The following is a 22,977-nucleotide window of genomic DNA, read 5'->3' as shown; positions in this document are numbered from 1 at the left end:
AGAGGGAGGTATGCATGAAACTAGTTTTTACTTTGGATACACATGGAACGTGTGTGGGTCAATTGAGAGATGAACTGCTGCCCTTAGAGGAATTAGCAAATACATGGGAGTTTCCCTATGATATCTTTTTTGTGTTGCGTGTTTTACCTGAAGGTTATGGCCGAAAAACATCCAGACGGTTTGATAGCAGGGATCATACCCTCGAATTAGATATCAGCATAAGTTATGAGCAGTACCAACGGATGTCCAAGCATGAGCAACGTGAGGGATTAGGTATTCACCTTTTTAACTATTTGTCAGAGTCAGTTGCTAAATATAATAAGCATGCAGTTAAGGAAAACCAAAATCAACTACTGGACCTAGTGAAAAAATGGATGCTCGAAAACAATTGGCTAAATGGAAAGTTAAATCAAGCACGGGACCTACTTTCGCAAGACATGGATCTTTATGAAGTCAGCCAGAAATTGCAGATGCCATTAGAAGAGATTGAGTATATCCTTCTCCGTATGAATGACTATGAGCCAACTGATGTTCATCCTGATAACCTTGTAGTAGAAAAAGCACCGCCATATCATTTCTAGAAGGCTGGAGCAAATAGAAGACATCCTGCCTGAACGGATCCACTAACGGAAAGGAGGAAGCCGATGCAAGAAATAGAGAGGCTGGCGATAGAGATCGCCGATGCTGCTAGAACGTCTTTTCGCGCTCTTTTTGAAAATGGCGAACGTTACTATTACTGTACCCTTTACACTACTGGCGAGGGACATGCGCCAAGTATCTCCGCCTGGTCGTGGGAAGCTTTGGAGGTAGAAGCAGCCAGGCAAGGCGTCGAAAGTGACACACCGGCATCGACGATTGCGGAACTTATCAAATGGTCTTATGCGGATTCGCCCTATTGTTGTTTCGGCGATGAGAACTTTGATAATGTTAAACAACGATTTACCGATCGTTCTTTCATTGCGGTTCTTGAGGATGACGAAGGGAATCGCGAGTTTGATTTGAGGCTGAAGGCCATGGAGCTGGCGATGAAAATACTCGATGATGAAGGTGTGTTTGCCTTGAATCAACTGCGAGAGTCAGTATGCGTCCTTGTCGAAGTCATGCCGCCGGATGAGGTCAATACTGAAATCGCCCTCCGTTTGAATCGGGCAGAATCTCCAGCTATGCAAGTATGGTTGGCGGAAGCGGCGGAGTAGAAGCCTCCGCTTTCGGAAATCGTCTACTATATTCGGATTTAAAATGAAGGGAAAATAATTTATGAGCAATCTTTTTCGATTCATTCCTATTAGCCAACTAGCAGATAAATTTCCCGAAGGATCTTGGTGGGCGAAGTTTTACCAAGATTTTAGTGACGAGCAACTTGCCGCTTACTATGAAGGGGATTTGACGCTGCCTTCTCTTAATCTAGATTGGGAGCAACCTTTCCCGCAACAAAAAGAGGTAATCATCATTTTTATAGAAGGAAATTTTACTGTAGACAATCTTTATAATAAAGAAACGGATGGTGCCATAGGGCTTTTGGTGACCGGTAATATGAGTGCAAAAAATATAGCTGTAGGCGGTCAGGAAATTTATGTTTCGGGCAACCTGATGATTGAGGAAATATTATGCGGCTCCTACAATCATGGGGAAACGATTGTTAAAGGTGATCTCAGCGCTGCGGTTTTAGTTCAGGATGACGAGTACAGTTTCAAAGTGGACGGACATAAATCGATCGCCTGCTTAGTAAATGTGTGGGAGGGGGACGGCGTATTTCAGGAGCTTCCGGTAGACATTCATGAAGTGTTGATTGATGAAGTTTTTTTGGATATGGAAGAGGATGAGGAGGACTTTTCCTTTGGCACACTGGTGAACGTAATTAAAGAAGGCCGTTCTGCTCTAAAAAAAATAAAGGAATCCCCCACTAGCAAGAAAGCTATTCATTTATATTTCACCCATAACACAATCAATGAAGAAAATATATTGAAGTTGACGCAGTGTATTTTAATGCCAAGTGACAAGCCTTCTTTTAATTTTCGGGAGCAAGACGTTTTTTTCAAAGTTCAACTGGAGCATATTGATGCTGACGGGGATGAGCGGGATCTTAGCGTTTATATGAATGATAACCGGCATCACTATTATATTTGGCTGGAGCAAGATCATTCTGTCGGTTTGTTGAAGAGAACCATAGAAGAAGGGTCTGAGTGGGAGGACATTACAGAAGAGTCTCAGGAACAACTAGCAGAGATTAGCGATTGCTGGACGATGTTGCTGACCTGCGTTAATATGGCTGAGCTTTATCTACGAAACATTGAGGTACAGTATGTGCAAGACATTTTGCAACACACTGTAATTCGGGAATTATATTCGGAAGTGGAGGATAATGGCGGGTTCTGGGACGGCTCTAAATGTTACAGCTTCCGTCAAACGCATACGGACGAGGACGGAGACCTCCTACATGGTCGGATTGAAATCAGGACTCCAGATGAAGCGTATTATTTTTATACAGTGGACAATGGAACTTATGTTTCCCGGAATTATCAGCCGCCCGATCAATATGGCAAGCAGGACATGTCCTATTTGGATCTTAGGCGCTGGGAAGCATCAGAGCGGTATTTTACAAGATTCAAACAATTTATTACAGACACGATAGAGTCAGGTGTAAATAGTTAGATCTTGATATGCATTAGAGGAAAGGATGATAGAAATGCCAAATGATAGCCAAGCTGGTCCTTCAGCTGGTTCTGTTAGAGAAGTTGGTAGTTATCCTATCAACCTGACAGGTCCACGTAGTCATACTCTTGTCCTTAAGCCCGGTGTGGGCAGTCTATCCATGGGTCCGTCGCAATTGGGGAAAAAGGTTGACCTTCATGTCGCGTCTGATGCGCCTATCGATTGGACCGTATTCGATGTCTTTGCCACACCGGCTGGCTCTCCCTGGCCGCGATTTCTGCATTATACAGGCAGTGATTCAGGCTTCTTTGACTGGGCACAGAAACGTCCCATTGAAGAGATGACATGGACTCCGATCCTGTCTGCAGACACGGTGGCGGACGCCAGTCAGTCCAATTTGCATGGCTTACATGTCGAGTTGGAACCATCCGGGAGGTCCCTTAGCCTAATACTTCCGAAGCAGCCTTTCCGCCTGAGTGTGTCCGGCGATCTATCACGCTTCTCGGCCACAGGCGAAATGCCATCTTCTCTTACACTAGCACCGCGCACCGGCCGACGTAAGAATGATCCCCCTTTTTTGCTGCCCGATATGGGGGAGCTGCACCAGGTAACGAGCTTGACGCTACATAACGCACCGCTGGGACAGCCCATCTCGCTAGAGTGTCTAAACCGGTACCCAAACCTTAAATCACTGAGTTTGTGGGGAAACTTCTGCGATTTGAATCTATTGGCTCATCATACCGAGTTAACGAATCTGGAGCTGCGCTTCATGCCTGATCTGGGGGACTTGCCGACCTTGAACGCGTGGCCGTTACTTGACAGATTTATCGCCTACAATGTCGAAGAAAGCGCTGGCAAGCGTCTAAAAAAGCAAATGAAAACTCGCGCTGAAACCCGTCCTTGGACCGACCATGCTTCAGTGAGCCAATTACGAAAGCCAGAGTGGTGGACGACCGAGTTTGGCCGCCCATTCTCCTCCTGGGCTAAACGTCTAGCCAAGCTGGCTAATGAAGCTTACAACGTTGCACAGGTAACCTTGTCCGAAGCCCGTAGCTTTGCTGAAGCCGAGGCCGCCATTACCGCTTTCACCGTGCGCTTCAACAATCTTAAGGGCATCGAAACCACCGAACGAGAAGACCTTGGTGAAGCGGTATGGCAACTTAGCCAGTCTGACCACCTGATTGGCCAGACTATCACAGAGGAGATGGCTCAACGCTGGTTCGATGCAGCACGCGATTACTAAATGAATTGAAAGTCACACCCCTAGAATAGAAATCGGAATGACCCAGGGGGTTATCCAATGTCTATTCTAAGGGGGGCATTTCACTATACTGGCGGGGTTTTGTTATACGATCATCCCCATTTCTCGGAGTCTATCTTTAATTTTCTTTAAACGAGCTTCTTTTTCGGTATCTTCAGTTAATACCTCTACAGATGTTTCGTTATACTTCTTAATGATCCTCTTTAAAGTTAATTCTTTCATTTCCTTTTTACTGTGGATGGTAACATGAGGGACAGCTGTATAGTTTTCTATGGTCTTGGGATCTGCAGAAATTCGTTCTAGTAAACTAAGTAGAAGCACCAGTCTTTGCTGGCCCAACCTCGGAACTTGGTATAGTTTTTTCCATGTGGAATTTAATAGATGTTCAAGATCTGTATATCCCTTCGAGTATAGAGCATTTATGAGGCCTGTTAAATTTGGACCCCGTTCTTCTGCATGCGCCACAGCAACAATACAAGCAATATTCTTAGAATAGAGATGCGCCGGAAGTGGAAAAAAATGTATTAATGCCGTATTTCCGTCGATGATGTCAATCATGATGATATACCTCCATTAAAATATGTGTTCACTATACACGTTTAGTATTCTGGCAAGGTCTGAGTCAGCAGGGTGAATTTCCCTGACTTGGTACAATCGATTGATACACTCTGCATTATTAAACCCCAAGCTACTGATCATTTTCTGAACACCAGCAAAACCCGTTACATAAGATCGTAGAATATGTAGCAGATATGATTCGCTGCGCTTCATAATCATTGCTAAGTAATGATATGATATAGGTATCAATTTTGTGGGGTGCACTGATATGGATTTCCGAATCAAAGAACTAGTTAATGCTACACAGCAAACCTATGGACTGGACAACTACTATTTACATACAAATGAAATTTATCGCGAAGTTACGATGCTGGGAGAAACCGGCTATTTGCTTAGTATGGAATGGTTTCCTTCTCACATTAAGGAATGGAAGGAAGATTATAATCCGGAAGGAACTGCAGTCATTACGCTTGACCTGCTATCCAATAACTATAAAAGTGTTATTTTTGTTGGAGGGAAATCTTATGCAAATCGAACACCATTCCATAACATTGAATTAAACGGCGTTATTCAGTGGATGGAAGCTGAAGTAGGGCTTGAATATGGTAAACAATTCTACCTAGTGAAGGAAGAAAGAGGAGAATATCATTTTGCCGAATGTATAGACGGTATACCTATCTCTCCCGGCGGGCGAATGGAGTTACGCTTCGATGCGGAAGGTAGGATTATTTTTTATAGTGTCTATCGCCAGTTTCCTTCCAGTTCGCTTGTGCAAAAAGAGGATTATTCTCTCACGCTTCAAGCGGTAGAGCTACTGGCTAAAAACCAACTACAGCTTATAGAATATCCAGTGTACGAGATGAAGCATCTCCTGCCGATCTATGGGATAGAAGAAATCTACATTACAAATGATGGAACAACCACAATTCCATTTGAGATGATATCAGGAACGAGAGCACGACTGAATATTGATCAAGTAATGCAGTGGGAGCAAGCGGACACGAAACAGTTCGCAAGGACGGAGATCCGTCTGCAAGAAGTGGTTACAATCGAACAGGCAATAGCACGTGAGCCGCATCCAGATTCATTTTCAATCACAGACATAGAACAAGCCCAATGTATAACCGCAGTCGAAATTGGTTTAAGCCAGCTCTATCCGGAAGAATCCGGACAATGGATATTGAAGACTTTACATCGGGAAAGAGGACATATTCAAGCGACATTGAGGAAGAATGTGTCAAGTAATCGTATTTTTCAGCGTAAGCTCCTTCTGTTCATCGATACGAACAATTATAAGGTTATAAATTATATGGATAACAAGCTAATGCTCGATACGTTTGATGAATTCAAGAGTGAAGGGAAAATTGCTGTGAGCCATGACGAAGCTTATGACAAGCTCAAGGGATGGTTCGAATTAACACCCGTCTATGTGTATGATCCTGGGCAGAAGAGGTATGTGCTGTGCGGAAAGCTGGATTGTGATTATGCCGTGAAGGCCGCCAGCGGAGATGTGGTAGAGTTGGGTAGTTTGGAATGATTGTGAAACCAGATTGATTTAGTCTAAAGATAACATCCGAAACTCATGTCCAAGAGACATGGGTTTTTCTTTATATAGTTGGATTTTCTTGCAGAAGGTGACTAATTTAAGACTTACTAAATTTTGTCCTTTTTTTAGGTCAGAAAGCTTTTTAACTAGATGCCAAAAATTTAGACTTAATGAAAATAATTGTATAAAAATTTGATTTACACGCAGAGAAATTCCGGTGTATAGCGTCAAATATAAGTAGACGTTAAGAAAAAAGAAAGTTTCGTTAGGTACAATGGATGAAATGAGAGACAATAACCGTTTTAAGGATGGTGAATGAGTTGGGTTTCAAAATACGTAAAACCACGGTGCAGTCCGTCTGGATGATGTGGGAAAAAGCTTTTGCGTTGCTTTCACATTTTCGCGGATCGCATAAGTCACGCTTTGGTATATGTACCGTGATGCTAAAAAAGCACCGGGGACAGCCTATTGTATGCCAAGACGCCACGGTCATCAATCAGGGAGAGTGGGTGGGAGAACTCCACCTCGACAATGAAAGAATCCTGAAGTTGATCCGGTCCGAAGGATCGGATCGTGCCGCACTGCAAACGGCTCGCATGCTGCGCAAATCAATGCAGCAAATCAACGAAGCCTTCGAATCGCAGTCCGAGTTCAGGCAGGTCAAGGCTTTATTGGGGATTACACTGCTCCATCGGGGATTAACGCACGGTCTTGGCTTTGAACAACAAAATATAAAGTCCGGCGTTTTCGAACGCATCACCACCATCTATCTTCGATTGCTGCTGTCTGCCATGCATCCTGAAGGGAGACAAAGAATCAATCGGCGAACAGAGCAACTGGTCCCGATGTTACTGATCCATTCACGCGCCTCACTGAAAAATCGATTTTCACCCGGACAGAACTACTCTGGATAGGTCTTAAGCTTGTTATAAGGAGGTGTAATCATACTTACATATCTGATAGGAGGAATACTATGTGCCGCTACTCTTTACATGTTTATTCCAAGTTTGATTACGCGAGTGAGCGGCTTTGGTGTTTTTCGCAAAGGAACGGTAGAAAAACAGGTGGCATTCACTTTTGATGATGGGCCACATCCGAAATATACGCCGGAATTGCTGGATTTATTGAAGTTACATCAAGTGAAGGCTACTTTTTTCGTGCTTGGATCGCGAGCGGAGCAGTATCCAGATCTGATCAGAAGAATGGATCGGGAAGGCCATCAGATTGGCATCCATAATTACTGCCATACCTCTAATTGGCTGATGCTGCCCAGTACGATTAGGCGAGAACATCTGGAACGCTCCGCTGATATTATAGAGTCTATTGTCGGAATCAGACCCAATCATTACCGTCCACCCTGGGGATTAATCAATCTATTTGATTTCTTTCGGCACAAGCAGTATCGAATTGTTCTATGGTCGCTGAAGGCGAGTGACTGGAACATCCGGGCCTGTCAAACCCGGATGCAGGCCATTTTATTAGGTGGAATCACCGATGGCTCCGTTGTTTTACTTCACGACAGCGGAGAGACTGCGGGCGCGGACCGGCATGCTCCTTATTTTATGCTGCAAGCTTTAGAAGAAGTGCTAAACCAACTACAGGCAAGAAACTTGCAATTTGTTCGGCTTGATGAAATGTCTTGATGTATTCCAGTGATTTGTTATTAAGACTTAAATTGTTTGCGGAAGCAGAGCGGCGAGATGCCCATTATTAATTTGAAGGTTCGTCCAAAGTGGGAGGTGTTATCGAACCCAACCATTCCCGCAATTTCAGTAACATTAAAAGAAGAGCCAACCAGCAAATCACGCGCTTTTTTAATGCGGATGTTATTGATATATTCAATGAAGCTGAACCCGGTGGATTCTTTAAAAGTGCGGCAAAGGTAGGAAGAGCTTATGTCGAATTGCCGTGAAATCTCACAGAGCTTGAGCGGTTCCATATAATGTTGATTTACATAATTAACGATGTCCAGGACTTTCTTATGTGTACGATTGGATTCTACAAATGAAGCTACGCGGCTGTCAAATAGTTTACGATTAAGATAGAGGAGCAGCTCCACCAATAATATTTGTTGGTACTGTTCATATCCGCGGGCTTGCTTCTTCCCCTCCTGGATCATTTTCTGAAAAAGCTGTTCGATGAAATATTGATCCATCCCGGTCATCTTCAAAGCACGGTAATCACTTTTGAACAATTCGAGCAGTTCCTCACATTGACTGCCGGTGCAGAAATGCTGCAGGAATTCTTTTTTAAACAGGAGTGTAACCCGTTCATACATATTGCAGCCGGAATTGACCAGTTTGTGCATTTCGTGAATATCCATAAATAGTAGTGTTCCGCCCGCAACCTGGTAAGTTCTGTCCCCTATAAAATAATAAAAATCCCCGGATATTAAATACAGAATCTCATATGCATCATGATAGTGTCTTGAAGGCATGCTGGTGTATACCTGTTTCTTGCGGCTGATGTCAAAAAGAGTAGACTCATAAAATACCGGTTTCATTCAGCACCTCCTAAGAGGATTGTAGACTTAATCTATGGTTTGTAGCAACATATGTATAAAAATTAATATTTACAAGAAAATACGTGCTGTTTGGACAAAGTTTTTGAGATAAGCTTGAATTGAATTTACCAAGTGTTGGTAAAAGGAGGGCTGTCATGCTCAGATAAGTTAGGGATAAGGTTCACTGCCACTAAAAGTTAAAGCGCTTAAACTATTCAATTAAAGGAGAGATTGCGGTGCTAAATTCAACGAAGAGTAAGGTTTCCAAGAAGATGAAATTTTCATTGATGATTCTGCTCAGTTTTTCAATGATTTTTTCTTATGGCTGTCTGTCCAAAACATTTCAACAGAAAAGTTATGCGGCAGGGAACCCTGATTCTAATTTCTCACCGGCAACACTTCAATTCTTGCGTGACAACACAGGTCTGGATGGTGAGCAGTGGAACAATATTATGATGCTTGTCAACAAACCGGAGCAGGACGATCTGAACTGGATCAATTTTTACGGATATTGTGAAGATATTGATGATGACCGCGGGTATACGATTGGAATATTCGGTGCGACTACAGGCGGCTCAAATGATACCGGTCCCGACGGTCCGGATCTGTTCAAGGCATATGACGCTGCCAAAGGCGCGAGTAATCCTTCGGTTAAAGGCGCATTGGCCCGGATCGGTGTTAAGGGTTCGATGAAAGGGAAGATCCTCGAGATCAATGAAAGCGAAGAGAGCTTCTGCAGAAAAATCGGCAATTTGCAAAATGATCCCGAGTGGAGAGAGGCTATGTGGAAAACGTTCTACAATATCTATATTAAATACAGTGTGGAGCAGGCCCGCAAACGCGGCTTTAACTCGGCATTAACTATTGGTTCCTTCGTGGATGCAGCGCTGAACCATGGAGCTACCGGCGGCTCCGAGACCCTTCAAGGGCTTTTGGGTAAATCCGGAAGCAGCACGGATGAGAAGACTTTTATGACCAAATTTTATAAAGAACGGACCAAGATTGTGGATACTAATGAGTACAACTCTCCGCCTAACGGCAAGAACCGTGTGAAGCAGTGGAGCAATTTGCTGAACATGGGAGAGACAGACCTGAAGGGTGCAGATTCAGCAATCCTTCAAGTCACCGACTGGGAACTCCAATAACAGGAAGGTAAGGGTAGCAGAACCGCCGTTCTTCTCGGAGACGGCGGTTCGATGATAAGTGAGATTAAGGAAGAGGGAGATGGGCTGAATGGATAACAACCAATCTTATCTCAAAAATAGATTTTACAAGGTAATCAGTCTAATGGTTATAGGTTTGCTGCTTGCCATGGAGTTGACTGGTTTTGTCTCAGCAGGAAGGGAAGAAATTGAGGAAGACCTTGTAAATGAAGCAACTGCAGTTCAGGAAACGATTGCCCAGTGGATTTTTAAAGACAAAGGCGAAAACGGTGTATTTCCGGCTACAGGCGGGGTATATCAGACGTCTTCATCCATTCGTGATGTAGGAACTAATACGGATGCGTACACCTATGAGTCAAGTGAGAACAGCGTACGCAACCAGGGCTGGCATGAAGGAACGGGCCTAAAATACTGGCTTGCCACGCTTTCTACCCAAGGCTTCGAAGGGATCTTCCTCTCTTCACAGCAAACCTCTTCAAGTACAGGACCCAGGGATTTTAAGGTGCAATACAGTATAGATCAACAGGAATGGATAGATGTTACGGGCGGCAACCTTGTTCTAGCCCAGAACAATTTTAATTGTTCCAATAATACCTGCAAATTAACTAACCTCGCTTTGCCTGCCGGAACAAACAATCAAGATGTACTCTATATCCGCTGGGTGGTAAACTCTGCGAAAAGCGTAAGCGGGGGAACGGTGTCCAGCTCAGGCTCAAGCAGAATCAAAGATATGATAATTAAAGGAACACGCAGCAGCGGCGAACCTGGGGACACTCCCACACTTGAGGTAAGCAAAACTCCCGCTTCAGGGGCTGCAGATGTTCCCCTTAACGCAGAGATCACCGTGAAGTTTAACAAAGCCATCAGTCTCGACAGTAGTTATCAAGTTGTAATCACAGAAAACAATCTTCCTCTTACCAACATTTCTGCTTCACTCCTCGGTCAAGACACAGTCAAAGTCAGCCACCCTACTTTCACTGCCGGCAAAACTTACAACGTGACCGTCCCTAAAGAGCTTGTTAAGGGGACTACGGATGGCCGGACACCTGAGAACGATATTACCTGGAGCTTTAAGACGAAGTCTCCGGATACCGGCATCAAAACACCAACGCTTCTGAACATGACTTTTAATGGAGACCCGAAGACAAGTATTGCCTTTGACTGGTATACAGCCGAAACCGTCAGAGGTACAGTAGTGCAAGTAGTGGAGGCCGCCAATGCGGGAGGAAGCGAGTTCCCGGAACAACTGGCAGCTTCTTATGAGGGCAGCGTAACAGTTATTGAAACCTTAATGACATCAGGAGACAGAAGCTCCAAAAAGTATAAAAAGTTCGCCAGCCACAAGGTTATTGCAAGCGGTCTTAAGCCTGGAACTAAGTATATCTACCGGGCCGGTAACGGTGATGCGGACGGCTGGAGCGAGGCGGGTTCTTTTACCACGGACAAGGCGGATAATCAGGATTTCCATTTCCTCTATGTAACCGACACCCAAGGCTCAAGTAAATCGAATTTCGATCTGTGGCAGGATACTTTTAAGAAAGCTATTGAGAAAACGGTAGATCCCAAGTTTGTTCTTCTTACTGGGGATCTAACGGATGACGGTGATCTGGAGCAGCTGTGGCAGTGGTTCTTAGGTGTGCCGAAAAAAGAATTTGCCAATGTGCCATTTGCACCGATTATCGGCAACCATGAGATAGGGGATTATCCGAATAACAACTTCTATAACCATTTTAATCTTCCAAAAGATGTCGGGACGGGCGCTCATGACGGGTCGGTATATGCTTTCGAATACGGCGATGCCCTGTTTATGCAGATCAATTCCCAGTACGAAGGGGAGGTCAAGCCGTATAAAGCGGATATTCAGTTCACGAAGCAATTGGAATGGATGCGGAATCAAGTGGCAAAGACCGACAAGAAGTGGAAATTCGTCTCGATGCATAAGGGAGCGTATTCTTCAGGGGATAATGCTTCAGCAGAAAGCGACCGGGTAGAATTTTACCGGAAATATCTAATTCCTGTATTTGATGAGCTGGGTGTGGATATGGTGTTTGAGGGACATGACCATATGTATATGAGGTCTTTTCAAATGCTGAACAACGTTCCGATTAAGAATGTTATTACCGATGAGCAAGGAAATGTGCTGAATCCCAAAGGGACCGTGTATCTGATGGGCAACTCGGCCGCTTCGAAATTTTATGCCATTAATCCAGATGCAGACACTTTTTTTGCAGCAAAAAACGACCAGCCCAATAAGAAAATGTTCGTGGATGTTTCCATTACAAGCGACGTGCTGAAATTCACATCCTACACAGCTGTTAAAGATAAACCTCTTGCCGTCTATGATGCTTACAGTATTAAACGGACTGACGTCAAACCCGGCATTGTAGAAAATCCAAGTGCAGTAAGACAGTCAGGGAACCGTGCAGTTCTTTCGTGGAAAGCGCCAGCAAATAGCTCTGAGCCTGTGCGAGGTTACCGGATTTACGAGAAAAATGATAAAGTCAGCACAAATTGGAGCGTGTATGTGCCGACGGTAAGCGGTCAGACGAGTTACAGTTATACATTAAACGGCATAGATTCTGCTAAAGCCTACAATTTCGTGATTAAAGCAGTGGGGACAAGAAATAATTCGCTTCCAGCAGAGGCAGGAATGCAATGAATGGATAGAGGAGGCGTTGACGGGGCTTAGGCATCCGTTAACGCCTTTTTTTCATAGTTGTTGAAGCTATCCATTCCTCCTAGGGTAACTCCTCGGAAAGATAGCTTCACTTTTTACCAGATCATGAGCAGAATCGGCAAGAGGGTTTGGGGTGGGTCCTACGAAACCTAGAATTGGGATGATAAATTTAAGTGCCATCCATACATAGACCCCAGGTAAGCCGTGAATCAAAAATACGCAGATCCATGACAGTAAAGCTGCAGCCAACATTGTACTACCTAAATACCCGAATGTTTGAGTTATTCTTTTCATATTCGCTCCTAACGTATAAGAAAGTGTCTAATAGTTAGATGAATATAACTGGAAAATCACTTCGGCTGCTAACCTATCCGAGGCTCGACTCGGTGATTTGGATAATACCACCGTAGGGAAATCTGAAAAACAATCATTTGTGCAACTGTATTTGTCTTGTACCGTTCTTTGAAGTTAGTAATAGACTATATCAATCTCAGAGAAGGAGTTGATTTAGTTGGCTAACAGTGATATACGTCTTACTCTTTGGTCGGGTACTAATTTTACCAATCGCCGGATTCGATTCAGACGTGGGGGAGTTGCGGTTCGTGATCTTGGAGCGTTTCGGTTTAACAACGTTCTCTCGAGTTTCCGTCTCAGAAATGTTGTGCAGAGCTCTCAAGTAACGCTTGTACTATTTTCGCGAATTAACTTTCAGGGATCGTTCCGTGTATTCCGTGGCAGCCAAAACGTAGCGAACTTGAATAATTTTAACTTTAACAATGTCACATCTTCGTTGATATTGGTAGGCCGTATCCTTACAAGCTCCGAAATTTCCCAAATTCAAAGCACGGGTAGAGCGCCTCGAGATGTCCTCGTAATAAGACAATAATAATGCAAAGGGTGCCCCTAGGGCGCCCCTTTTTTACAAATATCAGTAGCACAGGTCAAGACAAAATATGCATAGAATTTAATATAAAATAAGAGAATAGGTGCTGCTCCCGCAAACAATCCTCCTTTAAACTAGTAACGTACTTAACAAAATCTGCTAGAGGAGGATTCAAATGCGCAAAAAGGTTATCGGGACAATTTGCAGTACAGTTATGGTTTGCAGTCTGCTTGCAGCAGGCAACGGAACATCCTACGCCAATAACTCTGATGCTCCTACCAACAAATCGGTCAAAAACGTAATCCTGTTTATTACGGATGGGATGAGCTTATCCGATGTGAACTTGGCCAGATGGTATCAGGGAGGTCAGGCGCTTGCGATGGATAAGTATTTCAGCGGGCTGGTGAGAACCTATTCTACGGATTCACTGACCACAGATTCCGCTGCCGGAGCTACGGCTTATGCCACAGGCCATAAGGTTAAGAGTGAGACGGTATCCATACTTCCAGACCGAATAACGATGCCTTTCGTAAGCGCAGTTAAACCAGAGGACATGAACAAACCTCTGCCTACCCTTATGGATGCAGCGAGAATGGCAGGGAAAAGTACAGGAACGGTATTCACTTGTGAATTAACGGATGCGACACCGGCTACATTTTTAAGTCATGCATACACGCGTGACAATGCGCAGTCTATTGCAGAACAGATGGTCTATAGTGGTGTAGATGTTCTACTTGGGGGCGGTTCCGGGTATTTGGTACCCGGCAAAGAAGACATTAACCGCAAGGACGGAGAAGATTTAACCAAAATCCTGAAATCAAATGGGTATGAATACGTAACGGATAAAGCAGGTTTAATGAATTCTAAAACGAATAAAATCTGGGGACTATTCAACCCCGAAGCACTGGATGCTGATTTTGACCTGAACCCGCAAAAGCAACCGAGCCTTGCCGAAATGACCAATGTAGCGATAGAGAAGTTGTCACAGAACGAGAATGGTTTTATTCTGATGGTCGAAGCAAGCCAGATTGACTGGTATGGTCATGATAACGATCCAGTGGGGATTATGAGTGAAACCTTAGCGTTTGATAAAGCCTTCAAAGCCGCTGTTGATTTTGCAGAAAAAGACGGGAATACAGCAGTCTTATCGGTTTCGGATCATGCTACCGGCGGGCTCAATATGACGAACTATGATTCTACCAAAGACCTAATCTCCGTGCTGAAGAAAGCGAAGCACACCAGTTATTACATTGAAGGCAGTATTAATGAGAGCAATTTCAAAAAGGTCCTTGCGGATAATTATGGACTTAGTGATCTAACCAAAGAAGAAGCGGATCAAGTCAGATTGGGAATGCAGGACAACCTTTCGCCAGTCATCGGTAAAATTTTGGGGGATAAAATAGGAGTAACCTTCTCTACGGATGATCACACATCGGAAGAAGTTGGATTGTTCGCCTACCATCCGGCTAATTTTAAACCGACCGATTTCATGAACAGCGGTGTAATCCAGAATACGGATGTGAATAAGTATATTCAAGAAGTAACCGGACTCAATCTGGCGCAGCTTCAGGATACACTGTACGTATCCAGTGATAAATTCAAGGCCAAAGGAGCTACGATTACCCTAGATAAGACCGATAAGACTAATCCGGTGGTTGTAGTGAAAAAAGCAGGCCAAGTTCTCAAGCTGCCTATAGATAAAAATATCGCCATTCAGGATGGCAAAACAACGAAACTAAATGTGCTGACAGTAATGATTAAAGATAAAGTGTGGATTTCGCAGGATGCGTTGGACTTAATTCTCTAATTCTTAAAGTTCATGTTGTGATCTGTCGCCTAAAAGTTAAAGCGCTTAAACTTGAGAACCCCTTTTTAAAAGGGGTTTTTGGGTTTAGATAAGAAATTTCGACTTGAATTGAGGCGAGGAAAGCGAAGCTTTTATCGTTTTATTGCAGGCTTTGTTCCATAGGTCATCAAGCGCCAAACCTTTTCTAAAGGGCCCATGGAAAAAAACTTGAACCAAATGGTGCTAAAAATGATTTGAATCATATAATTCAGAACTGCGATGTAGAGAATATCTTTTGGTGAAACGACTTCGAGACCTATCATTGAAATGATTGCCGTCCCTATAATGCTTTGTGCTACATAATTTGTAAACGCCATTTGACCCACCCGTGATATGGGTTTCAGGAATTTCACCATTTGTTTATTTTCTAATAGTAGAAATAATGTTGTTAAGTAGAACAAAGTGGTTGGGAGAGATCCTAAGCCCGTAACTGAATCTACATTGCTGTTCCCATTTTGAGAAGCGTTCCAAATCCATAGTGAAAAACCAATGAACAACAGAAATGATACCATTTGAATCCATCTAATGGGTCTTGTTAATTCTTGTATATGTGTCAGCCAACCTGACTTTGCGGTTAAAAAACCAGCTAAAAACATAATAAAGATTTGTATAGCGTCATTAGAAAAAATATCAAGAATAGATGAGATTGCCCCTTGAGAAGGTAGGAATATTTTTACCACTAAGGAAATGATGTAAATGGATGTCATACCCATAAGCCACTTTTTAAGTGTAGAAACCGTTGTGTGATAAAAAGGGATCAGAAACAATCCGATAATGGCGTATGCGGGCAGAATGGTTCCCCAAAAGATAAATACATGAATGATTCCCAGCAGCAAAAGGATTAGTAAACGTCTAGCCATACGCCATCTGGGTTTATCTCCCCGGCTTTCGGCTCTTGAGGCGAAAATGTATAGACCTACACCAAATAGGAATGAAAAAATAGAAAAGAACTTTTTTTGTACGAAGATGATTATCAAGCTATGGATGATTCCATTAATGCCACTATAGTCTGGTAAGGGATCTCCTTCCATAATAACTTTAAAGGCTCCAACATTTATAAGCAGAATGCCAAAAAGAGCAAGTCCGCGAATGATGTCGAGTGAAATGATTCTTTCTTTTTGCGAAATGGAGGGATTCATTAATAGTGCTCCTTTGAAAATATTTTTATTTGCCTAGGAGTCAGTATAAGTTGCGAACCTTACATTAAATTGATGCCAACATTACAGGATCCTTAAATTTGATAAAATGTTCCAACTCCAGTTGAATTAGAATCAGTTTTATGGTTAATATGAATACTAAATCATTTTGGGGTGTGAACTAGAAATGTCAGCATATACTCAACCGATCTTTGTGGCAGCGATCTTTTTTGTGGTTTTAGCATTTGCCTTATTTATCCCATGGCTCATTTATACCTATAGAAAATATAATTACCTTCCCTTTTCTACCACGTTAATTTCGTTTTCGTTTATCTTTTACTTTCTAGCAGCGTTATTTTTAGTATTGTTGCCGTTGCCGGAAATACGTAACACTTGTTCTCTTCAAAAACCGGGTACACAACATTATTCACTTATGCCATTTCAATTTATAGTGGGCACCTTTGGGAATAGTGGCATCGTGTTATCACAGCCTGCAACTTATAGGCTATTATTTAGCCAACCCTCATTCTATCAAGCGTTTTTTAATTTCTTGCTATTATTACCTTTTGGTGTTTATCTGCGATACTTTTTTCAAGATAAGAAATATTGGAAGAAAGCTCTAGGCTTCACGTTCTTATTAACTTTATTTTATGAGATAACACAGGTAACCGGCATTTACGGGATTTATAATTGCCCTTATCGTATTTTTGATGTGGATGATTTATTGTTAAATACTACTGGTGGTGTACTGGGGTTCTTTATTGCTCCAGCTGTGTTGGCGTTATTCCCGTCAAAAAAGAAAATTAAGGAGAAAGCGGAAAGATTATTAGCGCTTGATGAAGTAAGAGGGATGTCTGTGTTACTGGCTGTTATTATTGATCTATTTATCAGCAACCTAGTAGTTAAAGTTGTGTTGAGTATGACCAACGTTAATATGGTTAGTGAATTTATTGCGAGCACCATTACACTTTCTGTAACTTTTTTTATTATTCCGATGATTTGGAATGGATCGACAATCGGTACGAAAATAATGCGTTACCGCTATGACAGTAAAATAAGTCGAGTGGAAACGAACAAACGATTATTTAAACGCTTTGGTGCCATTTACGCGATGTACTTCATAACAGTCATTGCGAATACTTTGAATAATGTGGAAATATCAATGGATTCTCCGTTTTATAAGGCATCTATATTCTTAACCCTAGGTGCTGGATTGACCTCTCTCATTTTAACGATCGTGTTGTTCATTCATGTTATATTAGTCGTGTTTGGCAAACAAAAACGCCGCTTTTACTTTGATGAAGCTTCTGATTTATATACAACCAGAAAAAAATGAATGCTATTCAATAGCAAGGGATACTCCGTAGTCTTAAATGGCTACAGGGTATCTTTTTTTTGTAGATTTAAGCTTGTTGTAAGGTTGGCATGAATTTGCTGTAAGGTTCGGTGCCTATAGTATAAGTATCAGCAAATTATGAGGTGAAATGAATGGAACCATTATTAAAAGTAGAAAACATAAAAAAAGTGTACGGGAAGTTAAGTGCTGCTTACACAGCCTTAGAAAACGTGTCTTTTGACATTCATGAAGGTGAGTTTGTAGGGATTATGGGACCTTCCGGAGCGGGAAAATCAACCTTGCTAAATTTGTTAGCAACCATAGATTCTCCAACAGAAGGAAAGATATATATGAAGAACAAGAGTATTCATGATCTGAAGGAAGCAGCTTTGTCAGACTTCCGGCGTGAACATCTCGGGTTCATCTTTCAAGATTACAATTTACTCGATTCCTTGACGGTAAAGGAGAACATATTGCTTCCCCTGGCGATTGCCAAAATTCCAGCGAAGAAAATTAATCACCTCGTGACTCAGATCTCTAAAGTATTTGGGATTGAAGATTTACTGGGGAAATATCCTTACCAAATCTCTGGGGGTCAAAAGCAAAGAACCGCTGCGGCTAGAGCGCTCGTGACAAAGCCTGCACTGATTTTGGCTGATGAACCAACAGGTGCACTTGACTCCAAATCAGCAACAGATTTATTGGAAAGCTTAAGTACTTTAAATGAAAATAACAATTCGACCATTATGATGGTGACCCATGATGCCTTTGCCGCAAGCTTCTGCCGCCGGATCATTTTCATCAAGGATGGTTCATTTTCAACAGAAATCTATCGTCGTTATCAGACACGCAAAGCCTTCTTCCAAGAGATCTTAGATGTTCATGCGGCCATTGGGGGTGAGGTAGATGACGTTATTTAGTCTAGCAAGAAAAAATATAGCCAGAAACTTCTCGCAATATTTTTTATACATCGCATCGATGGTGTTTAGTATCATCATTTACTTTACATTTGTGACCTTAAAATATAGTGATACGATAGCAGAACAGACGGCTTCATCCCAAAAACTGGGTTCCCTAATGAGTGGAGCGGCAGTCATTCTTATCTTTTTCGTGTTCATATTTATAGCTTATTCCAATTCATTTTTTATGAAAAAACGTAAAAAAGAAGTCGCACTGTATGCGTTGCTGGGGGTACGTAATCGTCAAATCGGTTTTATGCTTTTTTTTGAAAATTTATTATTAGGATTATTCTCTTTAATAGTAGGGATTGTATTTGGCTTCCTTTGTTCAAAAGGATTTATGACGATTTTGATTCATTTAATGGGTTATGACGTTGTAGCACCCTTTACTTTTTCAATGGCGGCAGCGATGAACACGGCTATCGTATTTCTGGTTATTTTCTTAGTGACATCGTTTCAAGGCTACCGTTTGATCTATCAATTTAAGCTGATTGATTTATTTCATGCTTCCAAAAAGGGAGAAGTGGCGCCTAAACCATCTATGATAGTAGCTGTTCTTGGAGTGTTACTTATTGTCTTGGGCTATTGGCTTGCAATGCAGGACCTTTTCACTTCTAAGGTATGGGCAAAAATCGGATTTCTCATGACCGTATTAATTATTTTAACAACGGTAATTGTGGGTACATTTTTATTGTTCCACAGTGTGACTGGCTTTCTGTTAGCAATGATTAAGAAAAATGAAAAGTGGCTGTGGAAGGGCCTTCATGTAATAACCATTTCGCAGTTGCTCTATCGTATCCGTGGGAATGCACGTACATTAACTGTGATTGCTGTGTTGAGTGCTACAACAGTAACTGCCGGTGGAGCGGTCTATAGTCTGTATTACAATACGAATGACTCGGCAAAAACGATTAATCCGAATACCTTTATGTATCAATTAACAGATGCAGAAATGGATAAACAAGTAAGTGCTGTACTGCCAGCTACAAAATACGATGAAAATATCGAAGCGCTATCCATTACATTTCATACGAAAGAATTAAACTCGCGATCCTCGTTCGATAGCTCTGATAAAAGAGGGTATACAGTTATCGATGAAAAAACATACAACAACTTAGCAAATGTACAGCATAAAGAAAAATTAAATGTAAAGGATGGCTACGCGGTTATTTTAGATATCGGATATAACAAAAGGTTCTCACCTATGTATACAGGAAAAACTATAACAACAGGCAACGGCCATCCACTCACATTCCAAAGCTTTAAAACACAAACCGTATTAAATGCAGGTACAGCAGGTATAACAGTTGTAGTCTCGGATGAACAGTATAAAGTATTACGGAATGATGGAGAAGTGCTACGCTATCGTGTTCTTGGGGTAGAGGATGCCTCTGTGGATTTATCTGCAAAAATTGCAAACCAATTACCTGAAGAAGCGCTATTTTCAAGCAGGCCTCAAGATTACCAAACAAGCTTGGAAAGTGTGGGTTCTCTACTTTTTATAGGAAGTTTCCTTGGACTCGTATTTCTGGCTGCAACAGGCAGTATCATTTACTTTAAAGTTTTAACTGAGGCAGAAGAAGATAAAGCACAGTACAATATGCTGCATAAAATGGGTGTCAGTGCAAAAGAAATGCGGAAATCCATTGCGTCACAGGTATTCGTTATCTTTGTTGTACCGCTTATAGTAGGGTTATTGCATAGTGTAGTGGCTTTAAAAGCATTCTCTAGTCTACTGATGATAGATTTAGCAAAGCCAGTGTTGCTCTGGATGATTGCTTATACCATAATTTATGGGTTGTATTATTTCTTAACCGTAGCTTCATACAATCGTATTATCACACTAAATAATAGAACAGAAGGATGATTGAGATGAGAAAATTTCTAATTACTATGGGTATTTTGTTTGTTATTGGGGTTGTAGGTGTCTTTGCTCTAGCAAAGATTGATTTCAATCGCATGAATGCCGAAAATTATTATTTACAAATTACAGAGGATGGGGAACCCCATGAATATAAACTGAGTGATGGTACAGTGATGACTTCCTATTCCTATACACTAGAAGCTACAAATGCCAAAGGGAATACAATTCCACTGGAATTTAATGCACAAAAAAATCTTCGTAAAGGCGCCTACTTAAAAATGTATGTAAAAAAAGGTGATCAAGTCTCCTCATATGATGAAGTGAAGGTAGAGGATATTCCGCTAAAAGCAATAAAAAACTAATAAATTGAAGAAGGGCTGTCTCCAATAAAGGTAATGGAGCACAGCCCTTTTCTCTGCCTAATGAGTAAGTAAGGCATTTGTATTATAAAAGTATAGTAATGGTTGTTCCGGTATTCTCAATGCTCGTCATATCGAGTTTCCCCTCATGAGCCCAAATAATGTCTCTTGCGATGGCCATTCCTAAACCAGTACCATGCTTACTCGTTGTGTTTGTACCCCGATAGTAACGTTCGAAAATCTGTTCCAGATCTTTAGCTGGAATTCCATGACCATTATCAGAAATCGAAATTCGGGTATGAGATTCTGGACCTGTATCCACTCGAATCTTCACCACGACATTTTCATCGTTATGCACCAGCGCGTTGTAGATCAAGTTAAGGATCGCTCGTTTTAGTAACTTCTTATCTACTTTATGCATTGCTTTAGCCACATTCGCCTCAAACTCTATCTGCCGTTCACCAAAGGTCGGGTCATTTAAAAGTTCAATCGTCATTTCTCGTAGAAACTGAACGAGATTCACCTCTTCAAATTGCAGGGATAGCTGGTGATTACGCAAACGTGTCGTTAAATTGAGGTCATCTAACAGATCTTTCATATACATCGATTTACTCTTGATAATTGATGTGTATTCCTGTAATTCTTGGGCTGTTAGATCTGTGGCACTGTCGTTAATAAATTCTGCATAACCTTGAATAGAAGCAAGTGGTGTCTTCATGTCATGTGAAACATTGCTAATCCATTCCTCACGCATTTGATCGAGACGTTTACGTTCCTCTTCATGTCGATCGAGCTTTTCAGATAGTTCATTCATATTACGAAAAACATCTTCATAAACACCTTTGGGAGTAGGCATTTTCTTAAAACGTCGTTCCCTGAGCTGTTGAATACCCTCTATTAATGTATGAAGGGGTGCAGTTAACTTTTTCCCAAATAGAAATCCAATGAGGATTACAATAAGCACATCAACGATTAAAAAAATGAAAAGAAAAACATTAACATCTTTGAAAATTTTAGCGTAGTCATAGGTCATTACGTAGCGGCCTATTTTAGGATTATTAATCCCTAAAAAGTAACTGAAATGTTGGGCTTCGCTGACAAAAACCGTCGTGCGTGCATCTAATTCTTTATATTTATACATTTGTACAATTTCAATAGGAGAATACTCTGTTTTCAATTCTTCAGGGGTATAAAATGCTGCTGCTTGCTCCCCTTGGTCATTCAAGAATTGTACCCAGGCGCTCATTTCTTGCAGTTTTTTGAGACCTTCTTCGTTCACAACAGGTTTGCCAGCCTGTAATTCTACGTATTGTGAAAAGGTTCGGCTAAAGGTTTCTGCAGATGCTTCTTCAGTGCCAAAGTTATTATTATTTACCTTTATAACGAATAAGGAAAGGAACAAAATCGCGTTTACAATACCAACGATCACAACAATAGTCATAACCGATCTTAAAAAGCGGAGTGTCAATTTCCATTTCAACTAGTCTCACTCCTTGGTATTTAATTTATAACCTAACCCTTTAACCGTCAAAATAAAGGAAGGATTTGAAGGGTCTGCCTCAATTTTTTCGCGTAAGCGCCGAATATGTACCATCACTGTATTATCGGAACAAAAAAAGTCCTCACCCCACACCTGTCCAAACAAGGTTTCTTTGCTTAGAATCTGATTGGGATGATGCATAAAACAGCTCATTAAACCGACTTCTTTGGCGGTTAGCACGAGGACCTCGCCATTCTTTTTTAATTCTGTCTCATTGGCACTAAGCTCAAAGGGGCCAGCTTGTAAGCTTTTCGGAGCTTTTTTTTCTTCTGTAAAGCCAGCTCTTCTCAGTTGTGCCTTTACCCGATAAGCGACTTCTTTCGGACTGAACGGTTTAGTAATATAATCATCGCCACCTATCGCCAGTCCTAACAGCTTATTAATTTCCTCGTCTTTTGCAGACATAAATAAGATGGGTGCATTTGATGTTTCCCGAATTTTTCTGCATAAGTCATATCCTTCTCCATCTGGGAGCATAATATCTAGCAATATAAGCTCAGGATTATACTCCTGGAACTTGTCCCAACCCTCTGCAACGGTCCCGGCAGTTACAACGTCTGGAACACCTTCTTTATGTAAAACAGCCTTCATCAGACGCGCTAAATCATCTTCATCGTCTATGATTAATACCCATTTACGACTTGCCATTTATTTCCCTCCAAATCCGTCTTTATGTACATTATTACATTATAAA

Annotated in this window: 20 protein-coding genes; 15 read left to right on the top strand and 5 right to left on the bottom strand. The window is 41.8% G+C overall.

The annotated features are described in order from the left end of the window. Nucleotides 1–14 precede the first annotated feature (14 nt). The 4 genes from NSQ55_RS19095 (at nucleotide 15) to NSQ55_RS19080 (ending at nucleotide 3,895) form a co-directional block, all read left to right on the top strand. Nucleotides 15–581: a hypothetical protein gene (locus NSQ55_RS19095; RefSeq protein WP_076127226.1), complete on the top strand. Its 567-nt coding sequence runs from the start codon at nucleotides 15–17 to the stop codon at nucleotides 579–581. A gap of 63 nt (nucleotides 582–644) precedes the next feature. Then, complete coding sequence (locus NSQ55_RS19090) at nucleotides 645–1,196, top strand: DUF4303 domain-containing protein (protein WP_339168539.1); 552 nt, start codon at nucleotides 645–647, stop codon at nucleotides 1,194–1,196. 61 nt (nucleotides 1,197–1,257) lie between these two features. Further along, complete coding sequence (locus NSQ55_RS19085) at nucleotides 1,258–2,652, top strand: hypothetical protein (RefSeq protein WP_339168538.1); 1,395 nt, start codon at nucleotides 1,258–1,260, stop codon at nucleotides 2,650–2,652. 34 nt (nucleotides 2,653–2,686) lie between these two features. Continuing rightward, the gene (locus NSQ55_RS19080) at nucleotides 2,687–3,895 is read left to right on the top strand and encodes a hypothetical protein (protein WP_339174557.1); all 1,209 of its coding nucleotides are present in this window, start codon (nucleotides 2,687–2,689) and stop codon (nucleotides 3,893–3,895) included. 102 nt (nucleotides 3,896–3,997) lie between these two features. On the opposite strand, the gene NSQ55_RS19075 is transcribed toward NSQ55_RS19080, so the two are convergent. Beyond that, the gene (locus NSQ55_RS19075; protein ID WP_339168537.1) at nucleotides 3,998–4,471 is read right to left on the bottom strand and encodes a hypothetical protein; all 474 of its coding nucleotides are present in this window, start codon (nucleotides 4,469–4,471) and stop codon (nucleotides 3,998–4,000) included. A 268-nt stretch (nucleotides 4,472–4,739) separates the two neighbouring features. Here NSQ55_RS19075 and NSQ55_RS19070 point away from each other — a divergent pair, with 268 nt between their 5' ends. The 3 genes from NSQ55_RS19070 to NSQ55_RS19060 all read left to right on the top strand — a co-directional run bounded on the left by NSQ55_RS19070 (nucleotide 4,740) and on the right by NSQ55_RS19060 (nucleotide 7,660). Continuing rightward, nucleotides 4,740–6,008 (top strand): hypothetical protein, encoded by a 1,269-nt coding sequence (locus tag NSQ55_RS19070; RefSeq protein ID WP_339168536.1) that lies wholly within the window; start codon nucleotides 4,740–4,742, stop codon nucleotides 6,006–6,008. 371 nt (nucleotides 6,009–6,379) lie between these two features. Then, nucleotides 6,380–6,931 carry a hypothetical protein gene (locus tag NSQ55_RS19065; protein ID WP_060623267.1) on the top strand — a complete coding sequence of 184 codons (552 nt, stop codon included), beginning with the start codon at nucleotides 6,380–6,382 and terminating at the stop codon, nucleotides 6,929–6,931. A 78-nt stretch (nucleotides 6,932–7,009) separates the two neighbouring features. Further along, complete coding sequence (locus NSQ55_RS19060) at nucleotides 7,010–7,660, top strand: polysaccharide deacetylase family protein (RefSeq protein WP_175618995.1); 651 nt, start codon at nucleotides 7,010–7,012, stop codon at nucleotides 7,658–7,660. Nucleotides 7,661–7,680: 20 nt separating this feature from the next. Here NSQ55_RS19060 and NSQ55_RS19055 read toward each other — a convergent pair whose 3' ends face one another. Continuing rightward, nucleotides 7,681–8,520, bottom strand: a complete 840-nt coding sequence (locus tag NSQ55_RS19055) for an AraC family transcriptional regulator (RefSeq protein WP_076217885.1) — start codon at nucleotides 8,518–8,520, stop codon at nucleotides 7,681–7,683. A gap of 287 nt (nucleotides 8,521–8,807) precedes the next feature. Here NSQ55_RS19055 and NSQ55_RS19050 point away from each other — a divergent pair, with 287 nt between their 5' ends. The 4 genes from NSQ55_RS19050 to NSQ55_RS19035 all read left to right on the top strand — a co-directional run bounded on the left by NSQ55_RS19050 (nucleotide 8,808) and on the right by NSQ55_RS19035 (nucleotide 15,050). Further along, entirely contained in the window at nucleotides 8,808–9,665 is an 858-nt protein-coding gene (locus tag NSQ55_RS19050) for a chitosanase (RefSeq protein ID WP_339174554.1), read from the top strand. Nucleotides 9,666–9,753: 88 nt separating this feature from the next. Further along, on the top strand, nucleotides 9,754–12,342 hold the full coding sequence (locus tag NSQ55_RS19045; RefSeq protein ID WP_339168535.1) for a metallophosphoesterase: 2,589 nt from the start codon (nucleotides 9,754–9,756) through the stop codon (nucleotides 12,340–12,342). 529 nt (nucleotides 12,343–12,871) lie between these two features. Further along, nucleotides 12,872–13,246: a hypothetical protein gene (locus NSQ55_RS19040; protein WP_076182861.1), complete on the top strand. Its 375-nt coding sequence runs from the start codon at nucleotides 12,872–12,874 to the stop codon at nucleotides 13,244–13,246. Between the two features lie 172 nt (nucleotides 13,247–13,418). After that, nucleotides 13,419–15,050 (top strand): alkaline phosphatase, encoded by a 1,632-nt coding sequence (locus NSQ55_RS19035; RefSeq protein ID WP_076127207.1) that lies wholly within the window; start codon nucleotides 13,419–13,421, stop codon nucleotides 15,048–15,050. A 131-nt stretch (nucleotides 15,051–15,181) separates the two neighbouring features. On the opposite strand, the gene NSQ55_RS19030 is transcribed toward NSQ55_RS19035, so the two are convergent. Next, the gene (locus NSQ55_RS19030; RefSeq protein WP_339168534.1) at nucleotides 15,182–16,228 is read right to left on the bottom strand and encodes a DUF418 domain-containing protein; all 1,047 of its coding nucleotides are present in this window, start codon (nucleotides 16,226–16,228) and stop codon (nucleotides 15,182–15,184) included. Nucleotides 16,229–16,412: 184 nt separating this feature from the next. Between NSQ55_RS19030 and NSQ55_RS19025 the strand changes: the two genes are divergently transcribed. The 4 genes from NSQ55_RS19025 to NSQ55_RS19010 all read left to right on the top strand — a co-directional run bounded on the left by NSQ55_RS19025 (nucleotide 16,413) and on the right by NSQ55_RS19010 (nucleotide 20,746). After that, nucleotides 16,413–17,561 (top strand): VanZ family protein, encoded by a 1,149-nt coding sequence (locus NSQ55_RS19025; protein WP_339168532.1) that lies wholly within the window; start codon nucleotides 16,413–16,415, stop codon nucleotides 17,559–17,561. A 152-nt stretch (nucleotides 17,562–17,713) separates the two neighbouring features. Continuing rightward, nucleotides 17,714–18,481, top strand: coding sequence for an ABC transporter ATP-binding protein (locus tag NSQ55_RS19020; protein WP_339168531.1), 768 nt, complete (start codon nucleotides 17,714–17,716; stop codon nucleotides 18,479–18,481). Next, nucleotides 18,468–20,387 carry an ABC transporter permease gene (locus tag NSQ55_RS19015; RefSeq protein ID WP_076217889.1) on the top strand — a complete coding sequence of 640 codons (1,920 nt, stop codon included), beginning with the start codon at nucleotides 18,468–18,470 and terminating at the stop codon, nucleotides 20,385–20,387. The genes NSQ55_RS19020 and NSQ55_RS19015 overlap by 14 nt, the downstream gene beginning before the upstream one ends. Nucleotides 20,388–20,392: 5 nt before the next feature. After that, nucleotides 20,393–20,746 (top strand): YxeA family protein, encoded by a 354-nt coding sequence (locus NSQ55_RS19010; protein ID WP_076217890.1) that lies wholly within the window; start codon nucleotides 20,393–20,395, stop codon nucleotides 20,744–20,746. 82 nt (nucleotides 20,747–20,828) lie between these two features. Here the strand turns inward: NSQ55_RS19010 and NSQ55_RS19005 are convergent, their stop codons facing one another. Together NSQ55_RS19005 and NSQ55_RS19000 are read right to left on the bottom strand one after the other, a co-directional pair. Continuing rightward, nucleotides 20,829–22,223, bottom strand: a complete 1,395-nt coding sequence (locus tag NSQ55_RS19005; protein WP_076307687.1) for a HAMP domain-containing sensor histidine kinase — start codon at nucleotides 22,221–22,223, stop codon at nucleotides 20,829–20,831. A gap of 6 nt (nucleotides 22,224–22,229) precedes the next feature. Continuing rightward, complete coding sequence (locus NSQ55_RS19000) at nucleotides 22,230–22,931, bottom strand: response regulator transcription factor (protein WP_339168527.1); 702 nt, start codon at nucleotides 22,929–22,931, stop codon at nucleotides 22,230–22,232. Nucleotides 22,932–22,977: the final 46 nt, after the last annotated feature.

This window comes from Paenibacillus sp. FSL H7-0943, from assembly GCF_037963265.1.
Classification (GTDB): domain Bacteria; phylum Bacillota; class Bacilli; order Paenibacillales; family Paenibacillaceae; genus Paenibacillus_AQ; species Paenibacillus_AQ odorifer.
This window is presented reverse-complemented; position numbering and strand designations above follow the sequence as displayed.